The sequence below is a fragment of the Pseudomonas poae RE*1-1-14 genome, from assembly GCF_000336465.1.
Lineage (GTDB): Bacteria > Pseudomonadota > Gammaproteobacteria > Pseudomonadales > Pseudomonadaceae > Aquipseudomonas > Aquipseudomonas poae.
Genome location: NC_020209.1, coordinates 1,944,539 through 1,966,893, shown reverse-complemented (window position 1 = coordinate 1,966,893; position 22,355 = coordinate 1,944,539). Strand labels below are relative to the sequence as shown.

The 22,355-nt window shown below is 55.8% G+C and carries 16 protein-coding genes and 3 pseudogenes; 4 read left to right on the top strand and 15 right to left on the bottom strand.

Annotated elements, in window-relative coordinates; all coding sequences use genetic code 11:
* Nucleotides 1-27: 27 nt before the first annotated feature.
* Both H045_RS08745 and H045_RS08740 read left to right on the top strand, forming a co-directional pair.
* Nucleotides 28-840, top strand: a complete 813-nt coding sequence (locus H045_RS08745; RefSeq protein ID WP_015372096.1) for an isocitrate lyase/PEP mutase family protein — start codon at nucleotides 28-30, stop codon at nucleotides 838-840.
* A gap of 160 nt (nucleotides 841-1,000) precedes the next feature.
* Nucleotides 1,001-2,041 carry a bifunctional transcriptional activator/DNA repair enzyme AdaA gene (locus H045_RS08740; RefSeq protein ID WP_235594039.1) on the top strand — a complete coding sequence of 347 codons (1,041 nt, stop codon included), beginning with the start codon at nucleotides 1,001-1,003 and terminating at the stop codon, nucleotides 2,039-2,041.
* Nucleotides 2,042-2,349: 308 nt separating this feature from the next.
* On the opposite strand, the gene H045_RS08735 is transcribed toward H045_RS08740, so the two are convergent.
* From H045_RS08735 to deoC, 8 genes and pseudogenes are all read right to left on the bottom strand, one after another.
* The gene (locus H045_RS08735) at nucleotides 2,350-4,266 is read right to left on the bottom strand and encodes a methyl-accepting chemotaxis protein (protein WP_015372094.1); all 1,917 of its coding nucleotides are present in this window, start codon (nucleotides 4,264-4,266) and stop codon (nucleotides 2,350-2,352) included.
* Nucleotides 4,267-4,642: 376 nt separating this feature from the next.
* Nucleotides 4,643-5,107, bottom strand: a pseudogene (locus tag H045_RS08730) (GNAT family N-acetyltransferase); the annotation flags it as partial.
* Nucleotides 5,108-5,218: 111 nt separating this feature from the next.
* Nucleotides 5,219-5,542, bottom strand: a complete 324-nt coding sequence (tnpB, locus tag H045_RS08725) for an IS66 family insertion sequence element accessory protein TnpB (RefSeq protein ID WP_015372092.1) — start codon at nucleotides 5,540-5,542, stop codon at nucleotides 5,219-5,221.
* A complete protein-coding gene (tnpA, locus tag H045_RS24440) occupies nucleotides 5,539-5,871 on the bottom strand; it encodes an IS66-like element accessory protein TnpA (RefSeq protein WP_015372091.1) in 333 nt (110 codons plus the stop codon). The genes tnpB and tnpA overlap by 4 nt, the downstream gene beginning before the upstream one ends.
* 881 nt (nucleotides 5,872-6,752) lie before the next feature.
* Nucleotides 6,753-8,867: a hypothetical protein gene (locus tag H045_RS08720; RefSeq protein ID WP_015372090.1), complete on the bottom strand. Its 2,115-nt coding sequence runs from the start codon at nucleotides 8,865-8,867 to the stop codon at nucleotides 6,753-6,755.
* On the bottom strand, nucleotides 8,854-10,374 hold the full coding sequence (locus H045_RS25355; protein ID WP_016980312.1) for a tyrosine-type recombinase/integrase: 1,521 nt from the start codon (nucleotides 10,372-10,374) through the stop codon (nucleotides 8,854-8,856). Before H045_RS25355 ends, H045_RS08720 begins: the two co-directional genes overlap by 14 nt.
* 11 nt (nucleotides 10,375-10,385) lie before the next feature.
* Nucleotides 10,386-11,639 carry a tyrosine-type recombinase/integrase gene (locus H045_RS08710; RefSeq protein WP_015372088.1) on the bottom strand — a complete coding sequence of 418 codons (1,254 nt, stop codon included), beginning with the start codon at nucleotides 11,637-11,639 and terminating at the stop codon, nucleotides 10,386-10,388.
* 762 nt (nucleotides 11,640-12,401) lie between these two features.
* Nucleotides 12,402-13,085 carry a deoxyribose-phosphate aldolase gene (deoC, locus tag H045_RS08705; protein WP_015372087.1) on the bottom strand — a complete coding sequence of 228 codons (684 nt, stop codon included), beginning with the start codon at nucleotides 13,083-13,085 and terminating at the stop codon, nucleotides 12,402-12,404.
* Nucleotides 13,086-13,211: 126 nt separating this feature from the next.
* Here deoC and deoR point away from each other — a divergent pair, with 126 nt between their 5' ends.
* Nucleotides 13,212-13,970 carry a DNA-binding transcriptional repressor DeoR gene (gene deoR, locus H045_RS08700; RefSeq protein ID WP_015372086.1) on the top strand — a complete coding sequence of 253 codons (759 nt, stop codon included), beginning with the start codon at nucleotides 13,212-13,214 and terminating at the stop codon, nucleotides 13,968-13,970.
* Here the strand turns inward: deoR and H045_RS08695 are convergent.
* The 5 genes and pseudogenes from H045_RS08695 to H045_RS25765 all read right to left on the bottom strand — a co-directional run.
* The gene (locus tag H045_RS08695; protein WP_041931471.1) at nucleotides 13,967-15,013 is read right to left on the bottom strand and encodes an aldose 1-epimerase family protein; all 1,047 of its coding nucleotides are present in this window, start codon (nucleotides 15,011-15,013) and stop codon (nucleotides 13,967-13,969) included. The genes deoR and H045_RS08695 overlap by 4 nt on opposite strands.
* Nucleotides 15,010-16,341 carry an L-fucose:H+ symporter permease gene (gene fucP / locus H045_RS08690; RefSeq protein ID WP_003230664.1) on the bottom strand — a complete coding sequence of 444 codons (1,332 nt, stop codon included), beginning with the start codon at nucleotides 16,339-16,341 and terminating at the stop codon, nucleotides 15,010-15,012. Before fucP ends, H045_RS08695 begins: the two co-directional genes overlap by 4 nt.
* Nucleotides 16,342-16,369: 28 nt before the next feature.
* A complete protein-coding gene (rbsK, locus tag H045_RS08685; protein ID WP_015372084.1) occupies nucleotides 16,370-17,290 on the bottom strand; it encodes a ribokinase in 921 nt (306 codons plus the stop codon).
* Between the two features lie 161 nt (nucleotides 17,291-17,451).
* Nucleotides 17,452-18,048, bottom strand: a pseudogene (locus H045_RS25770) (methyl-accepting chemotaxis protein); the annotation flags it as partial.
* A 309-nt stretch (nucleotides 18,049-18,357) separates the two neighbouring features.
* A pseudogene (locus H045_RS25765) lies at nucleotides 18,358-19,005 on the bottom strand (MCP four helix bundle domain-containing protein); the annotation flags it as partial.
* Between the two features lie 267 nt (nucleotides 19,006-19,272).
* Here H045_RS25765 and H045_RS08675 point away from each other — a divergent pair.
* Nucleotides 19,273-20,130 carry an SDR family oxidoreductase gene (locus H045_RS08675; protein ID WP_003230670.1) on the top strand — a complete coding sequence of 286 codons (858 nt, stop codon included), beginning with the start codon at nucleotides 19,273-19,275 and terminating at the stop codon, nucleotides 20,128-20,130.
* Between the two features lie 85 nt (nucleotides 20,131-20,215).
* Here H045_RS08675 and H045_RS08670 read toward each other — a convergent pair whose 3' ends face one another.
* Both H045_RS08670 and H045_RS08665 read right to left on the bottom strand, forming a co-directional pair.
* Nucleotides 20,216-21,130: a site-specific integrase gene (locus H045_RS08670; protein ID WP_015372082.1), complete on the bottom strand. Its 915-nt coding sequence runs from the start codon at nucleotides 21,128-21,130 to the stop codon at nucleotides 20,216-20,218.
* Nucleotides 21,131-21,238: 108 nt separating this feature from the next.
* The gene (locus tag H045_RS08665) at nucleotides 21,239-22,057 is read right to left on the bottom strand and encodes a M949_RS01915 family surface polysaccharide biosynthesis protein (RefSeq protein ID WP_015372081.1); all 819 of its coding nucleotides are present in this window, start codon (nucleotides 22,055-22,057) and stop codon (nucleotides 21,239-21,241) included.
* Nucleotides 22,058-22,355: the final 298 nt, after the last annotated feature.

The following is a 22,355-nucleotide window of genomic DNA, read 5'->3' as shown; positions in this document are numbered from 1 at the left end:
TGTCTTTTCTCACCGGGGTACCACTGAATGACGCCACTAAGTGCGGTTTTTCGCAACCTTCACCAAGATAATTTGTTGGTACTCGCCAACGTGAGCGATGCTGGCAGCGCACGTATTGTCGAGAGCGTAGGGAGTAAGGCTGTCGCGACCAGCAGCGCCGCCGTTGCTTGGGCACATGGCTACCAAGATGGCAATCAACTTCCCCTAAAATTGCTGACTACTACAGTTGAGTCAATGGTTCGAGTGCTTACAGTCCCCCTCACGGTCGATGTCGAAGGGGGCTATTCCGATGACCTTGAGTCGGTTGCTAAAGTTATTGACTGCGTAGTTAGCACTGGAGCTGTAGGAATAAACATTGAGGACGGAACAGGCAGCACCGATCTGATTTTGCGAAAAATCGAAATGGCAAAGAAGGTAGCAAACAAGCATGGAATCGACCTGTTCGTGAACGTACGAACTGACGTTTATCTGCGATGTTTGGTAGAACCAGCGCGACAATTGGCAGAGACCCTCTTCCGTGCATCGCTGTTCGAGCAAGCAGGTGCAGACGGCATTTTTGCAGCTGGAATGGTTGAGGAAAACGACATTGCTACACTGTGCGAGGCAACGCGGCTACCCGTCAACCTGCTTGCCTGGAACGGCCAGCCCAGTATGGATCAATTGAAGAGTCTAGGCGTCAACCGGCTAAGCGCCGGATCCAGCATCGCTGAGTTCCTATACGGTGCCAACAAGGCGATAGCAACGAGCTTCTTGCGAACGGGGAAGCTTTTCGAGTATCCATTGGACGCATATACCTACAGCGACCTGAATAGCCTTATGGCAGCAAAAAAAACCACCTAGGCGAAAAGTAATCTTCGCTCTATCAATCTGTGATTCGCATGAAAATCGCCGCTGTTTCCCGCACCTCGAAAGCGATTTTCACTCCCATTCGAGGACGAGGCTACGGTCTATGAGATCTTACAATCACTCTCTTCCGCCCAGAAGCGAGATGGTGAATGCGATGCTATGCAGCGACACCGCCTATGAGGGCGTTTTTTTCACTGCTGTCAAAACTACAGGTATTTTTTGCCGACCTACATGTAGTGCACGTAAGCCAAAGCCCGAAAATGTAGAGTTTTTTTCGCAGGCCGACGAAGCGATGGCAGCAGGTTATCGGCCTTGCTTGCGATGCAAGCCATTGGATCTAGCGGCTTCCGCGCCAGATTGGGTCAAGGGGCTGCTAGCTTCTATATCTGCATCACCTGACGCTCGCTGGAGTGATGCTGAACTAACTACGCGTGGTATCGATCCACTCCGCTTACGCAGGTGGTTCAAACAAAATTTTGGCATGACTTTTCATGCATGGATGCGTTCTAGAAGGCTCGGTGTCGCCCTAGGCCGGATCTCTTCGGGCGAAACGCTGGATAACACAGCATTTGACTTAGGGTACGAGTCATTGAGTGGCTTTAGAGATGCTTTCAAAAAAACATTTCAAATTCCCCCTGGTAAGGCAGCTGAAACGTCGCTCCTGCTTTATCGCCATCTGACTACACCGTTGGGCCCAATGATTGCCATGGCAGAGGAACGAGGTTTGGTACTCCTCGAATTTCTTGACCGCCCGGCCCTAACCGCTGAATTAAACGAATTGCGTGGGCGGCATGGGTATTCAATCGCGCCTGGCGAGCATCTCTTCATCAAGCAGATCGAAGTTCAACTAAAACTTTATTTTGATGGAAAGCTAAAAAGGTTTTCAGTACCGCTCCATATGCCAGGCAGCTCTTTTGACAGGCTTGTGTGGGCAGAGCTTCTAAAAATCGACTATGGAACCATTTCAACCTACGGTGCCATCGCTAGGGGCATTGGTAAGCCAGGTGCAAGCCAAGCAGTGGGCAATGCAAATGGACACAATCGCTTATCTATTGTTGTCCCCTGTCACCGTGTCATAGCGACAAATGGTTCACTCGCCGGATATGGCGGAGGACAGCCCCGGAAAGAGTTTTTACTGCGTTTGGAGAAGACTGCTTTGCAAATGACTCAACAGAACGAATTTCTGTTGAATTAGTTGCTAATAAAAATATACGCAGACACAACGACTCTCAGCGCGTCCTTTTTAAAGATCCGTGGGCACTTATTGGGTAAGCGTCTGCCAAAGTCACCTTGTATGACTCAGAACGGTATAAGCAGTCCTTCAGAAAGCCGTAGGACGGCTGATAATCCATGGCCTGACCTCATCCGGCGTCATGAAAAGCCTCGTTTATCGCGTTGAGCAAAGTAGCCCTTATAGGCGCGTCACCCTCTCACCTAACAATCCTCAAATACCCGAAAGTCATTCTCTCGGGCATTTGAGCATCCGGTAAAAAAACTTGTAACTCAGTTCACCTTGAACCGTCCCACCAGCCCCTGCTGTTGCTCGGCCAAGCGGGCTAACTCGCGGCTGGTGACGGCGGTTTGTTCAGCACCGGCGCTGACCTGGATAACCAGAGTGTTGATGTCGTTTACGTTGCGGTGGATCTCCTCGGCAACCTGACTCTGTTGTTCTGCCGCCGAGGCGACCTGTATGTTGCTGTCGCTGATGGTCGCGATGCCCTCGGCTATTTCTTCTAGCAACTCCCCTGCGCGCACTACGTTGCTCGCGCCTTCTTGAGCCTTCCCTAGAGTTTCCTGCATGGAAGTGGCGGCACGGTCGGAGCCGGATTGCAGATTGGCGATCATCTTCTGGATACTGACGGTGGAATCCTGAGTCTTTTTGGCCAGATTCCGCACCTCATCGGCGACCACGGCAAATCCACGACCCTGCTCACCGGCACGGGCAGCCTCAATGGCAGCGTTCAAAGCTAGCAGATTGGTTTGCTCTGCTACACCACGAATCACATCCAAAACCGAGGAGATGGAATAGCTTTCACCCTTGAGCTCCTCAATGATTCGGGATGTTTGTTCGGCCTGAACCTCAAGCCCTTTGATCAAGCTGATGGTGTTCTCGATTTCAGCCTTGCCCTGCATAGTGCTGGCATTAACGCGCTGCGACATCTCTGCGGCGTCGGTAGTGCTGCGCGCCACGTCTTTGACCGTGGCGCTCATCTCGCTGATGGCAGTGACCACCTGATCGGTGCCTTGACGCTGCTGGACGACGTTATTGCTAGTTTGCAGGGCCACAGCCGAAGACTGCTCGGCGGCGGTCGCGACCTGCGCCGTGGCACTCCCGATCTCACGGATCACTTCACCGATCTGTATGGCCATGTTATCCAGGTTACGCGAGATCTCGCCAAACTCGTCTCTGCCGGTGTAACGGGTTCTGGCAGTTAGGTCACGCGTGGATAGCGAAATAAGGGTGCGGTTCACGTCGACCACAGCGATTTTGATATTGCGAATAATCACCGAAGCGAGCCACAGCACCGCAATCAACATCAGAATGACGGTGGCTATTGCGACATACAGACTGCGCTGGGCATCGGTACGCGCGACATTGGCTAGGCTCACGACCGTCTGGCCCAGTTCAGCCTCGACCTGAGCCATCATGTCGATACGGCTGGTGGAAAGGTTGAACCAGTCTTCGGGTTTGATATTAAGCGGATCGCCTAGAGGCGTATCAAATCCGAGTTTTTGCAGGCGAGCTACATCGACGGATGCGGGCTGTTGTAGAACCGCATCCAGCTTATTTTTGAACACGGCAGGAGCCCAGCGTTGAAAGGCCTCGAAATAGCCGGAGAACTCGCCCATGTTGCGGCTGAAACCTGACAACAGCGGCGCATCAAAACGGTTTTGGTTGAATGCCAGGCCAAGCAGTACACGCTCTCGACCAGAGCGCTCTTTCATGTCTACGAACTGATTGAGTGAACTCAGCCCACGCAGGATTTCCGGATCCTCAATGCTGGTTTCCAGTGAGTAAGAGAAGCCGATCAAATTTTTGATAAGATCGGTGAATCGGGTGCCGGACTCGCCGTTATTGATTGCGAGCGTGTCCACCTGCTGACGCAGTCCGGCCAAACCATCAATTGCGCGCAGCATCTTGTCAGGCGCGATAAGACCCTCGGTCGATTGCGCATGCATCGCGCTCACCGCACGGTCGGTTTCTTGGCGTAAGACTTTCAACTTGTCCTGCATCGTCTTACCACCGCTGCCCAGAAACACGCCGCTTGCGCCGCGCTCACGCTGGATAGTGGTTACTACGTCACTGAGTTTCTGCGCGGTGCCGGTAGCGGTGACCGCTCGGTTCATCTCGCTCAGTGTCTCTCGTTTGTCAGCTACAAAAATCCCGGCGAAGACCAGAAAGCCCAACAGGGGAAACATCAAAATAAGCAGTAGCTTTGTACTCAAAGGAGCATTTCTAAGCATGGCAGGCCTCAGGGCTTGAAGATGTTGTTTAAAGCTATCCAAGGCGAACGTTCTATGAAGTCGACGTCTGATAGAGCCCAGGATGGTTCAGTAGTAGCCTGCCGTAGCCAGTTTTTTCTCCGTTCGGAATGTTTCGGCTGAAACCAGCAAAGCTTTACCTGTACCCGTGTATCGATAGGGGCCTAGGTACCGAGTAGGTGGGATCTTTGTAACCGTCCGGCCAAGTCATCTACCCAGTTCCGCAAAGCCAAGACATGGTGTGCACTTAAATTTAAGTGGTCACCAGTTCTAGCCTTTTGTGCGAGTTTGCAGACTCTTCATAGAATGCTGCTCAGCGTTTACGCGTGAACTGTTGCTCAGTGACCGCCGTACCCCATTGATTGCCTTGCTCTTCATGAGTTAGCTCGAAACCCAAGGATTCGTAGAGGCGCCGGGCAGCTTCCAACCCTTTGAATGTCCAAAGTTGTATAGCTGAGAAATTCTGCCGGTCGCAGAAATCTAATGCCTCGGTGAGAAGGTGACGACCTATACCGCCACCACGGCAGCCATCGTCAAGGATGAACCAGCGCAGGTGGGCTTCATCGTTTCCGAGATCCTCTCCGTCAATAGCCAGCGATCCCACAATCCGGCCAGCGCTCTCAGCGACCCAGATGGCGTTACGCGTATTGTTCAGTCGTCCCGCAAACTCCGCAACGCCAGTTGCAACCTGACTCTCGAAAAACTGACCAAAGCCTGAATGGCGAGAGTAAAAGCTAGCGTGCATTTCGGCCATACGACCGATCAGGCCAGGGCGATAGCAGGATCATCACACTGCCTTAAAAATGGCTGACGAACGTCGACGCACGCGGCCGCGCCTTGAGCACCGATTCAGCGCTGAAGCCGACCAGAAGGTAGGTCACTGCGCAGCCTAGGATGTCGAGGTCGAAACGATCAAGAAGGCGGTGGCCAGCACTAATGCCTGAAGTTGCTCGGTATCCAGCTCCATCTCAGAACCGTGGCGAATGCCTGGCCAGTGGAACTTGCCTTGGTTTAATCGGCGCGCCGCTAGCCATATTCCGAAGCCGTCATGCACCAGCACTTTCATGCGATTGGCGCGGCGGTTGGCGAACAGATAAGCACAGTGCGGCTGCGCCGCACCGAACACGGCGATCACCCTGGCTAATGCCGTCTCGGTACCGGCGCGCATGTCCATCGGCTCGGTGGCGAGCCAGACGGAGTCGATGCGAATCATCGCAGGAGGTCTCGAAGAAAGGTCGCGCAGGCAGCAGCATTTTCAGTGGGCCAGTTCACTTTGACGGTGCCACGCGGGTGCTGTATTTCAACGCAGATGTTCGATGATGACGGATGGGATTTTGCCCCAGCCAGCGACACGGGTAATGGAATAAATGCAGGTTGCAGCGCTGTGCTTTTCTGCGATTGCAGCCGAATCCATTTGTGGACGAGGTTTGCGTTGAGGTTATGGCTGAGTGCGATGCTGGCAATCGAAGCACCGGGCTGAGCACACTCTTGAATGACTTGGGCTTTGAAGGACTTGGAATAAGAACGGCGTGTTGGCTGCATGAAATACCCGATTAAAAGGCTAGAACTGGTGCCCACTTAAATTTAAGTGCACACCATGTCTTGGCTTAGCGGGGCTGGGTAGATGACTTGGCCGGACGCATACGATTAAACTGAGGGCGAGTACGAGGGCCCTTAGCAATCCGAGTCTGGCTTAAAACACAACGGCGATAAAAGGGAGAATACGAGGGAACGTCTTATGAGACGTTCAGAGCAACACAGCAGAAAGGCGAAAGCCCGGTCGTTACCGGGCTTTGCAGATCCCTCAAGGGGAGATAAAGCTCAAGTGCCTCAAGGGCGACCCGCCAAACTCTACGAGCGGTAGAGGCCCATGTCAACGCTTGGCTTCTGGGATAAAAGTAGACAGGGGATGTGTACCGTAATGTGTAGTCGTTAGAGCTGAAACGGTCCTGTCTAGCACTGTGGGCAGGTCACCATGCCGTAATCTGTAGTCGATACGAAGACTACTGATCTGATCTATTGGGTGTTTCTCAACGGTGCCATAACTGACTCTACGTCCAAACCGTTCATAAGGCAGTTGTGTGCTATCACTGACAGAGCCTCGAAAAGCTTGTCTCGCTGTCTTGCCAACGCAGCGTTCTCCGCTTGAAGACTTGCAATACGCTCTTCGAGACTTCTGCGCCGGCGGGCACCATCCGGATCTCTCCCGCTTTCCCTCATTTGAACAATACGGGCGGCCTCAATTCTGCCTCCACGGTCACCTCCTAGCGTAGCTCGGCTTGTCAGGCCCAGCCGGCGCTGCACCTCCGGTCGGGAAATAGGAGCGAACTCCACTCCTGAGCTAATCATCTGGGCGAGGAGAGCGTCTATTGCTTCGTCAAGAGTGCCGCCCCTCAATGTCTGTCGTCGTGCCATAGTTGCCCCTAGTCATCTGATACCGAACTGTGTCGTTTGTCCGAGTCGACAACCGTGATTGGACGCCCGTTTGGAAACACGCGTTGCACACCTCCATTGGTATCGCGTGCAAGGACAGATTTTAAATTCTTGAGCTTGTTTTCCTGGTCTGCTAGCCATACATCGCTGCCTGCCTCTCCGGTGCCTGCGTCGCGCATGATGGATATTGCCTTCGTCAGATTCTTAGCTTGTTTTTCAAGGTTGAGCCGCTCCGATGAAGTGCCCATCAGATGTAGATGCGAGCAGCCATTCCAGCATTGAAGATGCTTAGGGCAGGGGGCCTGGGAGAAATCGTGGATACAACCTCCGAAAGGGGTCACATGCAGCGCCGTGGCGTGTACCGTGAGGAATGCTTCCGCAGTTGTTGTACCTTTATCTGATAGCAAAGCATGGTAACTATCGGTCAAAGCGCCATGAATGCGCTTATCTCTTATGGCTGTATGTAGAAAGTCGAGGCGCTCGTGATAGCTATTGAACGCCAGAAACTCATGATGGGCAGCGGTGTTTTCTTCAATGCTCGTGTGTTGGTAATAAACATTCTGGTCGAGGCGTTTTCGCCCCAGAGCCAATGCTTGCTGAACATCGCTCATACCGGTCAAGTGGTAAATTGTGTTCCGCCAGTGTCTAGGTTGGTGGCTTGTTAGCCTAATCGGAGTTCCATCGGATTCGGTTAATGAACGACGCGAAAAAATGGACGTATATTTTTCATTGTCACCTAATGCGTGATTGATATCCCCGAGGGTGACCCGACGCGGGACCGCACGAAACACATTCGCCTCACGTCCACCGAAACGAAATTGGCCGTCGAAAGCGATCGCAAGCGTTTCGCTGGTTCTAAGTACGATACGAACTTGTCCACCGACATTTTCTGTCAATGCCGCGTGCCCACGGATTCTCGGGACGATCAGTCGCTCAATCTCCCCGGCGACGTAACGTCGCTTTAACGACCTTCCTTGCTTTTCATCCGGTTCATCGTCAAATGGATGGACACCGTTGCGAGTGAGGAAAAGGTATAGATTTCTGCTTGCGCTTCTTGCTTCGCTAAAACCTAGCCAGTCCAAGACCTTTGCATCGGAGATCACTGACTGAGGGGGGTAGCTCCAAATACGTCCTGGGTGGAGTTCTTGCCAGGCGGCAATTTCTCGTTGTTCATTGGTTAGCGTTTTTAATCGCTCTACTGCGCGCCTGGCTAGAGGAATGTCGCTTTCAGCCAGCCAATGAACACGGGATTGAAATTGCTTTTCCGCGAAGTACCTAATTCCGCATTCGACGAGAGGCTTGTCATGGGCATCGACAACCACTTCTCCTGTCGTCCCTTTGATCGGCCTTTCGACCCAACAATCATAAGGTATTACTGCTATTTCGTTACCTCGTTGCCCAGTCGCTATCAATAAGTCGATCACTCGCAGCAAAATTTCTTCGCCGTCACTGAGTGGGTTGTTCGAACATATGGCATATGCCTCCATCGCCTCACGAGAAGGTAATCTCTCATCAGATTTACGCTGTTTTACCGCACGATCAGGATCGTGCAATGAGATGAACTCGTGGCGGCTTTTCTCTGGTTTTGCATCATGTGTAAAGTGGATGGCGGTGTCGGTTAATTGTAGTTTATCGATCGTATCCGCAATTACCTGAAGATGAGATATCGCGTCGTAAAGGTTCTTGTAGCCACTCCCTCTGAGAAATTCTACGACACGGTCAAAATCGCCCCGCGTCAACTGTGTAGGGTCGGATACACGTCGTTCAAACAACGGATTGTAAAGCCGGCGTACCGCAATATTGTAGGCGGCGACCATCGAAAACTTCAGGCTTCGGGTGCGTTGTAGATATACGATTAATGCCTTGCAAAAATCCTGGAAATCCAAGGGAAGAGCAGCTTTAGGAGGAACAGAATAGCCATTCTTTTCAAGTGATTGTCGTTGAGTTTCAAAGGTTATAGTCTGCTGCTTTAAGCGCTGAGGTAACCAATGCTGGACCGACCATAGCGCTGACTCCCAAGGAGTTGGAATCGATAAAGACTGAAAAATCACTTTTTCCTGTTTAATGAAACCTTCGAGGCTCTGCCTTGCCCTAGACAGCGTCATCTGCGGCACCCTCCGTGTGCTGCCGGCAGCGTTCGATCGTAGTGCTTACTGCCAGGATGGTTATCTGATGCTGGGCGAGGGGCCGATTTTGACTGAGATCACCGGCTTGTTCTGCCATATCAATGAACCGTTGGGCCTCCCGCTGGAGCGCATCCTTTACCTGCTCATGGCGGCCGTCAGCAAAGGGGTGGAACTTCTTGCAGGTGTAGCACGCGTATATAGGGTTGTAGGGGCAGTGGGTATGGACGGGCAGGGCGCAGGCACCAATATCGCCTATGTACTGCGTATCAATGACGCCGCGGACGGCTGCTTCAGGAGCCGTATCGCGGCGTTTGACGATTTTCCCAGTTAATAAGCTGCGCATGATGCGTTGATAGGCCGGGCTCTTACCCAGAGCTTTCTCTTTGATCCGGGCAATGTTTGGGGTGGCAGTTACGTAAGCACGCGCCGCAACCGTGCTGTTGTGTCCGAGCAGTTCGGCAATCATGTCTGCCGGAGTACCCTGATCCGCCAGGCTTTGCCCGAGGTGATGTCGCAACAATATGGATACCTGATTCGGCCTATCTATACCAGCTTCACCCAGCTCGTGTTTGAGACCTGAACCGATTTCGCTAACCGAGAGACGCCTTCCACAAGGGTTGACAAATAATGGTTCACAGCCGCTACCAAAACGGTGTTGAATTTCTAAAATGTGGCGTGAGATTTTCACCCCCAGGCGCGAGGTTATTTTACGAGGGCGCCGCTCAGGTTTGCGTTGGCCAACTTTTTTGGCCATGGGTAGCCATAGGGTGTAGTACTTCTCGTGATCAGCGCTTTCAATAAACTCAAAATCAGCAATGTCTAGCGAATGAAATTGAATCGATCGAGGTGCGAGTTCGAAACCTAAGTGAAGTACGATATTAAACTGGACATCCTCCCAAGAGTCAGTCAAAGATTGTCGTTCAATGCGTTTAAGCAATAGAATTTCCTCGTCGAGCTCCAAGCCTGACTGAGAGAGAAAAATTCGAGAGTAGGGAGATGAGCGTTCGGTTTTGAAGTCCTTGATCTTTAGATAAATATCGTTACTAAATCCGGCAATTCCTCTATCCATTACCCAGCGATAAAGCGTGCGAAAGACGACTACGTACTCTCTTGAGCTGTTCCAACTATTGAATGCACTAATAATTTCCTCGGCTGCCCAAGGGAATTTCAAGGAAATATCACTTTCCGAAACCCGATGGAGCATTCTGGCGGCCCTATATGCAGTTGAAGGGGAGTATTTCTCTAACATATGGGCCATAAATGCCTTTGCTATTTCGACAAACTCCGAGCTCAACTTTAGACCAGACCAATCAATATTCATTGCCGTTCCGCCGTCGTACCACGTCCAGACGTTCAATCGAGTATCGACATACTTTGGTTGGTCATTAGTGCGAGTCCGAATCGTAACGTAAGCGGGCCCCCTGAACACGTAAGCTGGCAAAGAGGAGGGCGGTGACGCGTGTTCTTGAGCGGCTGATTTGGTCACGGCGAATCTCCTTAACTGTCAAGTCGGCTCCAGGCTGCCGAGGTGCGCTGGGCATTGTGGAGGTTGGCCGACTCGGCTAGATAACGACCTGCGTAACGACGTGGCATAGTCGAGGTCTCAGACCAACCGCAGACTCGCCGTAGTTCGTCCGTGGCCCGCTCGAGGTCATGCCCACGCTTTTCGACCAGGTAAGCCAAAAAGTGGTCTGCAAAGGTGTGGCGAAAGTCATGCGCAGAAAGTGTAGGCAACAATCCTGGATGAGCCAGCTCAATGGTCAGAAACAGCCGGTCAAGAACGTTAGACAACGCGCGGATCGACAGCGGGCGGCCCCGATCCGAGATGAACAAATAGCGATACAGCAATTTCATCGGTTTGCCGTCACGCAAAGGGCGCCGATCGCTCTGGATATAGCGTTCGTAGACCTCATACAACTGTGCGGAGATACCTACGGTTCGCCCATGTGTTTTGAGCGCAGGCTCTTCAACGCGCGGATCGCGGGGATCATGTTCTCGATCATTGATGCTGACATAGGCATGCTGAGACCCTTTATTGATATCCGTGGAGTAGAGCTTCAGAAGCTCTCCGCGACGGATGCCGGTCTCCAAGAGCAATTCGATCATTAGCCAATTACGCAGTTGCAAACGTTCCGGGAACGGATTCTCCACAGCGCCAGGGCGAATCAGTGTGCGAACGATCTGTAGTTGCGTATCTGTCAGGCTGCGGTAACGAGTGCGATCGGGACGAGCATTGATGATATGGCTCTCAAAGCGCCGCTCAATGACGTCGGCAACATCGGCAAATACCACGTTGATGTCAGCCTGTGTGGCTGAACTCTGACGGGCGCGCGGGATGTAACGGGTGACGCACCAAGACAGGTATTTCTTCAGCAGGCGCAGGTACTGGTCACGTGTTCGTGAACTGATCTGCTGAAAAAGTACAGTGCCAGCTTTGCCGATTCGGGCGATCAGATTATCGGCATGACGGCCACTTTGGAGCCAAATAGCGTAACCGTCCAGCAAAGCCAGAATCGCCTCAAAGTGGCAGGCCAAGATGGCCTCATCGATATCCAGATCTCGGCTTTTGGCATAGGCGTAGAAAGCCTGGATCGCGCGCAGGTGCGCCGCAGCCGTGTTGTAAGCCCGGTGCCTGAGTTTGAGTTGGACGTAGATGAACGGAATGAGTATGGGCAACGGCGTCGCATCACCAGTTTGTACAAGCAGCGGTAGTCGTTGACCTGAAGAGAACCTGCACTGGATCAGTTTCATCGACAGCCACCTCATTCAAGGAATCGTCATGAACACTATGGACATGGCCCGTTGAGAGAGTAGACGTCAAATACGAATTCGTCGAATCAATGACTTACGTGTCTTATGAACATATCTGACATAGCACCTGATTTAACATAATATACATTATGCGTAATACCATGTTACGTAATCAGGGCCGTTCCACATCGGTTTACAACACAAAACCCCCTCTACGTTTCAAACCATGGCAAGCCCTGCATCACGATTATCTCGTTCCATCTCATGAAGCAGCTCTTCATCCATCGCTAGGAACAATGCTGCAGTCATTACCTGCCGACTCGTTCCAGTAGCAGCTGCTTCACCAATATCGTTCCTGTCGATGTCGTCCTGACCCCGATTACTCGTCGCGCTCACTCAGCCCGCATATCGATATCCAGCCAAGTGAAAACTATACTGACTCATACGTGCATTTGAGATTCAGCATCCAGCACCATTGCAGCGGCTGAAGACTCGGTACCGCGCCTGCCGGCTTGACACAGCGCCCTGTGGCTGGACGCTGGCTCGACGACCGATCAGGCTAGGAGCCTGGTGAGGCTCTGCCTGTTGAGGGAAGATGAGACCGCCTTAATGGCGTACCACGCATGGAACATACATAGACAGTCGAGCGTCAGTGAACACCGACGCTTGCTCTTTCCCTGCCCTGAATCCTCAGCTCTTAGTCCCAACTCAACTAAATGACTATTTAGTAGAGTTAAGTCACATTCAGAACCAAAAAAGCCCTCAGTAGCCACTCGCTGCCGTCACCGCTCCACCTACGATCGCAATCCCCGAGCTGCTGCCCAACCTTGTCGCCCCAGCCTCGATCATCTTCACGGCGGTCGGATAATCGCGCACACCACCGGATGCCTTTACCCCAATGTCGGCGCCCACGGTCTTGCGCATCAGGGCCACGTCTTCAGCGGTAGCGCCGCTGCGACTGAACCCGGTGGATGTCTTGACGAATGCCACGCCCAGGTCGCGACAGATCTCGCATGCCTGAACCTTCTGTGCGTCATTGAGCAGGCAGGTTTCCAGGATGACTTTCAATGGCACGGCGCCACAGGCTTTTTGGACCTGTGCAATATCGTCGCGCACGGCGTCCAGCAGTCCGTCCTTCAGCCAGCCGATGTTGAGCACCATGTCGATCTCCCCTGCCCCGGCGGCAATGGCTCGTTCCGCTTCGAAGGCCTTGCTGTCGCTCAGGCCGGCGCCGAGGGGGAAGCCAACTACCGCGCAGATAACCACGCTCTTGTCGGTCAGGCACGAAGCCACGTAGGGCACCTGCCCGGAATTGACGCATACCGAATAAAAGCCATGTTCCCGCGCTTCGTCGCACAGGGTCTTGATCTGATCAACGCAGGCGTCGGGAGCCAGCAATGTGTGATCGATGTACTTGGCCAATGCGGCGGGTGGAAGACTGTTCATTTAATGGCCCCTTGCCTGTATGTTTCCAATAAGTGTGCAGCGCTGTCACAGTGCTCACATAATACGTTAAAATACTAACATAAAATGTTTCTTATTTAACATCAACAATCAAGCCCTGGAACACGCGTGGACAGTAGAAAAGCCGAGCGACTCAAGCTTATCCAGCAAGCCCTGCAGGACCAGAACGCCATTCACTTGAGGGAAATGGCGGCCCTGTTGGACGTTTCCGAGATGACCCTGCGTCGCGATCTCGCCCACTTCACCGACCACGTGCGCCTGCTGGGCGGCTATATAACCCGGGTAGGAAACGAGGTCGGTGATTACCGCGTGGCCGATCAGGACACCCGCCATGTGGAGGAAAAACGCCGCATCGGCAAGCTCGCCGCGCAGTTGATCCAGTCTGGTGACACGGTGTTTTTCGACTGCGGCACCACCTCGCCGTTTGTGATTGATTTCATCCCCGATCAGCTGGAATTCACGGCGGTGTGCAGTTCGCTGAACGTGCTGCTCAAGCTGCAGAACAAGCCCAATTGCCACATCGTGTTGTGTGGCGGCACCTTTCACCGCAAGAACCAGGTCTTCGAAAGCAGCGCCGAAAGCAGCATCCTCGACAGCGTGCGCCTGACATGGGCCTTCGTGACCGCCGCCGGCGTCAGCCAGGCATTCGGTGTGACCTGCTTCAACTTCAATGAAGTCGAGGTCAAGCAAAAGGTCATACGCCAGGCCCAGCAACGGGTGCTGCTTGCCGACTTCAGCAAGTTCGACACGGTGCGCACCGCTCACTTCGCCACCCTGGAAGATTTTCAGTACGTGATCAGCGACAAGAAAATCCCCCGCAGCTACACAGAATCCATCCTCGCCAGCGGCGCGCAATTGCTGGTTTAAGCCCGCAGCGCTTGCCGCTCCTGTGCACTCAGGTAGCCGGTGGTCAGGCTGAACGAAGCGCTGGCGCCGGCGGCCAGTACCCGGACGTTGCCCTTGGCTTTTTCCGCGTTATAACCCTCGGGTTCGCAGGTGGACGGCAGCACGAACGCCGCCACCTGTTGATCCGGCGTGTAGAGAATCCAACGCACGGCATGCTCGAACTGTTCGGGACGATAACGGGTGTAAAACGCGGCACCGTCAGGATGATCCAGCAGAAAATGCGCCTGGCCTGCGGCGTCCGTGCCCACTCCGTCGAAGAAAAACACGACTTCCGGGTCGTACAGCGACGGCTGATCGAGACTGGCCAATTGCGCCGGATCTTCTTCCAGTTGCGCCATGTAGGCGCTCCAGGCCGGAGTCGGTTTGACGTGGTCCGGCACGCTCATGCGCAGGCGTTGGCGTTGCATGCCCAGCGGCTCGACGAATCGCGCGCCCTCTACATAGGCGTAGTTCATATGGGCCATGTACATCAGGTCCATGGGCTTGCCGGCCAGGTTGGTCACTGCCATAGCGATATCGAACAGGGCCGAATCGGCACGCAGCGTCACACTGGGGCACGCCCGATAGCGATCGCCGAAGCCTTTGGCGTATTCGTACGACCCGTGCACACTCACGTGGTTTTCACCCAGTTCCAGCCAGGCCGTGTCCATCGGCGCACAGGGCATTTCGCCGTGCAGCGCATGGGTGTCCTGCGGCGCCGGGCAGCCATTGCGCAGCAGGCCGCTGTGAAACATGAAGCAGCCGTAAGTCTCGATGATGGTCGGGCTGGGCCGGGGTTGCGTGAACAGGTTGCGCATGGTCAGGTCGCAATCGTCGAAGACGGCGGACCAGATCATCTGGCCCTGATAAGGCAGCAGCACCAGGCGACCACGGCTGTTCTCCAGGCTCAGGGCCTGCACGCCGGATGGATAGGTCCAGGCACTGACCTTGAAGGCCTGCGACTGCAGGATGATTTTCTCCTGCTCGCCGAACAGCGCAGGGTACAGCGGCACACGAGTACTCATGAGGCCACCGCCCCGGCTGCCGTCAACGGCTCGCGGCCAGGCTGACGCATGCACTTGAGCGCGTAGATGACGATCACGATAAAGCACAGCAACGGCACGCTGTAGGCCAGTTGCATATTGCCGCCGCTGGCGTCGGACAGCAGGCCCTGAAAGATCGGGATGACGCCGCCGCCGACGATGCTCATCACCAGCAGCGAGCCGCCGACGCCGGTGTCTTCACCCAGGCCATCGATGGTCAGGCCATAAATGGTCGGCCAGCAAGGCCCCAGGAAAATGCTCACGCCGACCGCCGCATACACCGCCGAGATATTCGGCACCAGGATGGTGTAGGCCAGCAGCACGATGCACAGCACCCCGTAGATCGCCAGAACCTTGGCAGGATGCAGACGTCGCATCAACAGGTTGGCGATCATCTTGCCGACAAAATAGGCGGCAAAGGTGGTCATCAAAAACCATGAAGCACTGCGCTCGTTCATGCCGCCCATTTGCATGGCCAGGCGAATGGTGAAGCTCCAAACGCCGACCTGGGCCCCCACATACAGAAACTGCGCCAGCACGCCAAAGGTAAAACGCGGGTTACGCCACAGGCGACCGAGGCTCTGACGCAGGCTGCCCGGCTTGCTATCGGCAGGTTTATTGCCCTTGCAGGCGGGAAACCGGGTGATGGCGACAAGGATAAACATCAGCACCAGCACGGCAATCATCCACTTGTAGGGCAACAAGGTGGACTGGATCATCTGCAACTGCTGCACCGCCGCCTCGGTGGCGCTCATTTGCGCGAGCTGTTCGGTCGTGGCGTCAGTGGACTTGAACATCACAAAGCTGCCCACATACACCCCAGTCATTGCACCAAAGGGGTGGAAGGTCTGCGAGATATTCAGGCGCCGTGTCCCGGTTTCCCGTGGGCCCATCAGCGTCGAGTAGGTGTTGCAGGCGGTTTCCAGGAACGACAGGCCCGCAGCAATCACAAACAGCGCCAGCAGGAACATACCGTACTTGGCCATGGACGCCGCCGGAAAAAACAGCAGGCAGCCGAGCATGTACAACAGCAGGCCGATCAGAATCGTGCTCTTGTAGCTGAAGCGTCGCACCACCATCGCAGCCGGAATGGCCACGAAAAAGTAGCCCAGGTAAAACGCCGACTGGACGAACGCGGTCTGGAAATCACTGAGCAAAAACGCTTTCTTGAAGTGCGCGATCAGCACGTCATTCATGCTCGCCGCAGCGGCCCACAGTGCAAAAATGCTGCACAGCAGGATAAAGGCGAACCAGGGTGTACGGTTCAGGTAGAAACCGTCGGGTGTCTGTTGCAGCGCAGGTTTGTTCATTATTGTTCTCCGGGCTGGGTTGAGGGTGTTACGGCTGTTGCTGGAAGCGCGCGAACGCTTCGCTGTTGGGATAGGAAGACTGCGTGCCCAGCGCCATGACCGAGCATGCCGAGTACGCCACTGCCTGCTCCATGGCCTGCTGAATATTGCCGTCGCGGTTCCAGTGGTGAATGAAGCAACCGATGAAGGCATCACCGGCGCCGGTGGTGTCACGGGCCGCAACCTGGCGGCCTGGCACGCGGAACTCGCCCTCCTCGCCCACGTACAGCGCACCCTGTTCGCCCAGGGTGACAATGACGTGGCGAATGCCGCTGGCAACCAATGTGCGCGCAGCGGTTTGAGCGGCAGCCGGCGAGTCCACCACCTGCCCGGTGATCAGCGCCAGCTCCGATTCGTTGGGGATCAGAAAATCCAGTTGCGCCAGATGCTCAGGGCTCAAGCCCGCCAGGGCCGGTGCCGGGTTGAGCAGCACCGCAATGCCGTGCCGGCGCGCGAATTCGATGGCGTAGTAGACCGTCTCCAGTCGGATTTCCAGTTGCAGCACGATCAGCGCGCACTCACGCAACTCGGCTGCGGCCGCATCAATGTCTGCCGGCGCCAGATGCGCGTTGGCGCCCTTGACGATGAGAATGCTGTTGTGGGAATCGGAGCGCACAAAAATCGGCGCTACACCACTGGAAACGTTAGGCACCCGCTGCACATAACGGGTGTCGATACCAAAGCGCTGGAAATTGGCCAGGGTGTTGTCGGCAAACATGTCGTCGCCAACCTTGCTCAACATCAACACCCGGGACCCGAGCTTGGCAGCCGCCACCGCCTGGTTGGCGCCCTTGCCACCGCAACCGAGGGCGAAGTCCGGCGCTTCCAGGGTTTCGCCCTGGGCCGGCATGCGGTCGATATAGGTAATCAAATCCACCATGTTGCTGCCGATGACTGCGATCTTGCTCATTGCTATTCCACCTTGTTGCGGCACGGCCAGGCAGGTCATACCGCTTTTTTTGTTATTTAAATAACATATGGTGTGAATATTCAATCTTTTTTTGCGATCTGGCATTGAGTCCGCACAAAAAAAGCCGGCCCATTGTGGGCCGGCGGGTTGCGCAGCGGGCGCTACAAGCTGAACCGATCCACCGATTGCGAGAGCTTGCCAGCCAGCCCGGACAAATGGTCGGTAGTGGAGGCGGTTTCGTCGATCACCCGGCTGTTGTTTTGCGACATGCCGGCGATCATCTCGACCTGATGGGAGATTTCATTGCTGGCCAGGCTCTGCTCGCCGATGGTGCGCGTAATATCGTTGACCAGCTCGGTGGTGCTCAGGGTGGCCTGCAGGATTTCGCGGATGGCCCGCTCGACCTCGGCGGTCACGGCCATGCCTTTGTCCACTTGGGCGACGCCCTCCTCCATGCTGGTCACCGCCTCGCGCGTGCTCTGTTGGATGCGCTCTACCATGTTGGCAATTTCCTGGGTCGACGCGCTGGTGCGCCCTGCGAGGCTGCGCACTTCATCAGCCACCACCGCGAAACCACGCCCTTGCTCACCGGCACGGGCGGCCTCGATTGCGGCATTCAGCGCCAGCAAGTTCGTCTGGTCGGCGATGCCCTTGATCACCTGGATAATGCTGTAGATCGCCTCGGACTCTTTATCCAGGGTGCGGATGACCTGGGCCGATTGCTGCGCCGAGCGGGCAATGCCGCCCATATCGTTGACCACTTGGTGAATCACTCGACCACCGTCCTTGGCCAGGGCTTCGGCCTGATTAGCCATGTCCAGTGCACGCCCGGCATGCCGGGTGATTTCCTCGATGCTGGCGGTCATTTCGCTGGCGGCAGCCGCCATTGTGCTGGCCGCGCCGCTTTGCTGCTGGCTGCTGTTGGCAACTTCATGGCAGCCATGGCTCAGTTGTTCGCTCATGTGGTTGACCTCATGGGCGTTGCTGCGCACTACCTCGATCATGCCGCGCAAGTCGCGCTGCATCGTTGCCAGGCTGGTGATCAGCATGCCCGCTTCGTCCTTGCGCCGCGGCTCAGTGATCGTCTCGCTCAAGTTGCCCCTGGCGATGCTCGCGGCAATCCTGCTCGCGGCCTGCAACGGCCCCATGATGCTGAGGATCACCCAGCGGCCCTGCGCCAGCAGCAGCAACAGGCTGACAATCAACACTGCGCCCAGGGTCAGGTTGGCATTGCTGAGGGTTTGCCGGGTGCTTGCGCCGCTCTGTTCGGTTTTGCTTTCGATCACCTCGCTCAGGGCCGCCATCTGGTCTTCCAGATGACTGAACGCGCTGTTGAAAGTATTCAGCTCGCCGCGAGCGGCCTCGGGATTATCCAGCGCCAGGGCGACGATGCGCTCGCCCGCGCTGATATAGGTGTCCAGGGTGGGCTTGAGTTTTTCCAGGCTGGTCTTGAGCGTGTCGTCCAGCGGCAGCTTGAGGTTATCGCCCAGCACCTGGCGAAAGTGCTCGGCATGTTCTTTCAGCGACTGGGTGACCTCGGCCTTGGTGCTGGTGCTTTTGCCCAGGCCCACCAGCATTGCCGACAGCACATCGGCGCGCAGGGCATCGTGCATCATGTCGGCTTCCATGTGGTTGCGCAGCACGGTCATGCTCACCGCGTTATCGGCCACGGCATCCCCCATCCGGGTGTTGCCCACGTAACCGGTCAGGCTCATGACCAACGCCGCAAGCAGTCCGGTCGCAATCAACAGCATCAAGCGTAGTCTGATCGTCATGCCTTATCCCCTTTCCGAACCGCCGATTGGCGGTCCTACCGCTAGTAGCGTTATCGGCCGCCATGAGCGGATTTTTAGGTTAATTTCAGCGCCGCGCCGTGGCCTGAACGCCAACCATTCGTCGGGCCTGCGCCGCATCCATCACAACTATCGCCGCGGCCCAAACTACTAATCCCATAGCACCCTTGGAAATCTATGGAGATTGTCATGACTGATTACCCACGCCCTCCCTTCGCCCCACAAACCCAAGCCGTGCCAGGCACTCAAAAGAAGATGGATCCGTACCCTGACTGTGGCGAACAGAGCTACAAAGGCTCCGGTCGGCTGGCCAACAAGATCGCGCTGATTACCGGCGCCGACAGCGGCATCGGTCGTGCCGTGGCCATCGCATTCGCCCGTGAAGGCGCCGATGTGGCCATCGCCTACCTCGACGAGCACGAAGACGCCCAGGAAACCGCACGCTGGGTTGAAGAAGCCGGCCGCCAGTGCCTGTTGCTACCCGGTGACATCGCGCAGAAGGCTACCTGCCAGGCGCTGGTGGACAAGACCGTCGAGCAGTTCGGCCGCATTGATGTGCTGGTCAACAATGCCGCGTTCCAGATGAATCACGAAACCCTCGAAGAGATCGAGGATGAGGAATGGGTCAGGACGTTCGATATCAACATCACTGCGATGTTTCGCATCTGCAAGGCTGCCCTGCCCCACATGAAGGCCGGCAGCTCTATCATCAACACCAGCTCGGTCAACTCCGACATGCCCAAGCCAACCCTGCTGGCCTACGCCGCTACCAAAGGCGCCATCGCCAACTTCACCGGTGGTCTGGCACAGCTACTGGGCAGCAAGGGCATTCGCGTCAACAGTGTCGCCCCCGGTCCGATCTGGACGCCATTGATCGTGGCCACCATGACTGATGAAGATGTGCAGAGCTTCGGCAGCGAAACCCCGCTGGGACGGCCAGGGCAACCGGTCGAAGTGGCGCCGATCTACGTCCTGCTTGCATCCGATGAGGCCAGTTACATCTCCGGTTCGCGCTATGCGGTGACCGGCGGCAAGCCCATTCTTTAATACCCCACGCAATGTGGGAGGGGGCAAGCCCCCTCCCACATTTTGATGTTCATCAACCGTTGGTCTTCATCCAAGCGGGCGACCGCTACAGGTCGAACCTGTCCACCGCGCGTCGCCGCTCGTTATCCTCACGCACGTCATAGCTGGCCGTGGTCTGGATATTGGTGTGGTGCGCCAGTTTCTGCGCAATCGACAGGTCATGCTCCTCAATCACCCGGGTGATGAACGAGCGGCGAAAGTCATGGGGCATGATCTGCACACCCACCTGTTCTCCGCGCTGGCGGGCGATGTAATAGATCGCATGCTTGGTGATACGCTCGCGGGTGATATGGCTGCCCCGACGGATACGATTGAACAGAAAACTGTCGTCCTGCTCCCCCTCCTTGAGCTGTTCGCGACGAAAATCCAGCCAGGCCGCCAGCTTGGCGAAGGCCCAGTCCGGCGCGTATTTGACCAGTTCCTTGTTGCCCTTGCCGATCACCCGCAGGCTGCGCTCCTGGAAATTGACCTGCGCCAGGTCCAGGTTTACCGACTCCGATTTGCGCATCCCCGAGCCGTACAGAATGCCGATCACTGCCGCGTCGCGCAGACCCTGGGGGCGTGGATCGGCGGCGCACACGTCCATCATTTCGCGGATCAACGTGCGCCGCAGGTTGCGGCCCTGGCTCAGGCGGCTGCCGGGAGTGGCCTTGACCGTGCGCATTTTCAGCAGGTGTTCCTGGCTGATCAGGCTCATGCGCCATGCCTCGTTCATCACCCCGCGTACGGCATTCACATACAGCGATGAGGTATTGGGCGCATAGCCGTCTTCGCGCAGGGCCGCCACCAGGGCGATCACGTGTTCAGGTTGCAGATGGTGCCAGTCGATGTCTTCGAGATTGGCGTCTTCGAAGCCCAGGCGGTCGGCCGCGTCTTGCAGCACGTAGCGCATGGTCAGTTGGCTGGAGGGGGCCAGGCGGGTGAGATAGAGGGTCAGTGGGTTGCGGATAGACTCAGTCAAGGTAGATCAGCCTTTGGATTAAATACCTCGAGCAATCCATTGATTAGTCGAGGTATTTAGTGAATTGGCGAGGCCTGAGTCTAGCGCAGGATCAGCCCTCGCACCACATCACGGCGCCGAGTCCTCGTCCACGGTGGGTTCCTGAGGCTGGGGTTGGACCTGGGCTTGAGCCCACTCGGTGTCCTGCTTCTTCATCAGCGCAAACCAGTGCTGGCGCATGAAGGTCAGGTAGCGCTCGGGGGCCTTGGCAAAGTCTTTCTCATCGCCATAGCACCCCGGCAACGGCAGTTCGGTGCCCTGCTCCTTGTACTGGCTGACCAGCGCCTGTTGGGCTGCCACGCTGCAATCGGTGGGCAAGGGCATGCCGCGCAGCGCGCCGAGCTCTTCGTCCCACCACGCGGCGCCATAGCGGTCGACACCACGCAGCCGGTACTTCTGGGACTTGCCCACATGCATGATCAGTTTGAATTGATTGGGACTCACGTCGCTGGCGCACGTGAGCGAATAGCCCACGGTGGCCTGGGTGATGCCGTCCCCCGAAAGGTCTGTGACGCGGGTGGCTGCCATGTCGAAACGCAGCGCCGCATCGAATTCGCAGCGTTGCACGTCGTCGTAGAGCATCCACATGCGCCGGGGACGGTCACCGTCGATCAGGTACTGGGCCGCGTAGACGAATGCCGACTGGCTGCCATCGTCGTCCCGCTCGCTGATTTGCTCGGCGAGCACCAGCAGGTTCTTGCCCTGGCGGTCGTCCCAGGTGAACGCCGCCACTTGCTTGCCGCGCACTTCGACGCCGTCAGGCACCTGACTGACCGGCGTGAGCGCCACCCCTTCATCGGCCCGCACCGTACCGATACAGGCCACGGACATCATCAAACCGATCAACGCAGGCCGCAATTGGCCGCGCAAAAGCTGCACGCTATTCATCCGACTACCCTGGCACGAGATGGCTTACTTTACCGGCACTTGAGGCGCAATGCAGAGAAGATTGTTGAATTAAATCCGGCAACGAATCACAGGCAGCGAAGTTGCACACAATGTGCGGCGGCTTGTCCCTGTTTTGCTGGTCAGTTCTCGGCTGCAGGCCGCTGGCTGCTTAGCTGAACCCTAGCTGTCTACCTGTCAAATAAACGAGTTTTTCATCAGGCTTTCATATCTGTTCAACATTTTTGCGCTTAATCTTGAACGCATTACTTCACAGTAAACCGCGCTATACAGGCTAACC

Bases quoted from the DNA above. Each gene is read 5' to 3' on its own strand.
- H045_RS08745 (WP_015372096.1), top strand. From the start codon at position 28: ATGACGCCACTAAGTGCGGTTTTTCGCAACCTTCACCAAGATAATTTG.
- H045_RS08740 (WP_235594039.1), top strand. From the start codon at position 1,001: ATGCTATGCAGCGACACCGCCTATGAGGGCGTTTTTTTCACTGCTGTC.
- H045_RS08735 (WP_015372094.1), bottom strand. From the start codon at position 4,266: ATGTTTCCCCTGTTGGGCTTTCTGGTCTTCGCCGGGATTTTTGTAGCT.
- tnpB (WP_015372092.1), bottom strand. From the start codon at position 5,542: ATGATTCGCATCGACTCCGTCTGGCTCGCCACCGAGCCGATGGACATG.
- tnpA (WP_015372091.1), bottom strand. From the start codon at position 5,871: ATGCAGCCAACACGCCGTTCTTATTCCAAGTCCTTCAAAGCCCAAGTC.
- H045_RS08720 (WP_015372090.1), bottom strand. From the start codon at position 8,867: ATGACGCTGTCTAGGGCAAGGCAGAGCCTCGAAGGTTTCATTAAACAG.
- H045_RS08710 (WP_015372088.1), bottom strand. From the start codon at position 11,639: ATGAAACTGATCCAGTGCAGGTTCTCTTCAGGTCAACGACTACCGCTG.
- deoC (WP_015372087.1), bottom strand. From the start codon at position 13,085: ATGAACAGTCTTCCACCCGCCGCATTGGCCAAGTACATCGATCACACA.
- H045_RS08695 (WP_041931471.1), bottom strand. From the start codon at position 15,013: ATGAGTACTCGTGTGCCGCTGTACCCTGCGCTGTTCGGCGAGCAGGAG.
- fucP (WP_003230664.1), bottom strand. From the start codon at position 16,341: ATGAACAAACCTGCGCTGCAACAGACACCCGACGGTTTCTACCTGAAC.
- rbsK (WP_015372084.1), bottom strand. From the start codon at position 17,290: ATGAGCAAGATCGCAGTCATCGGCAGCAACATGGTGGATTTGATTACC.
- H045_RS08675 (WP_003230670.1), top strand. From the start codon at position 19,273: ATGACTGATTACCCACGCCCTCCCTTCGCCCCACAAACCCAAGCCGTG.
- H045_RS08665 (WP_015372081.1), bottom strand. From the start codon at position 22,057: ATGAATAGCGTGCAGCTTTTGCGCGGCCAATTGCGGCCTGCGTTGATC.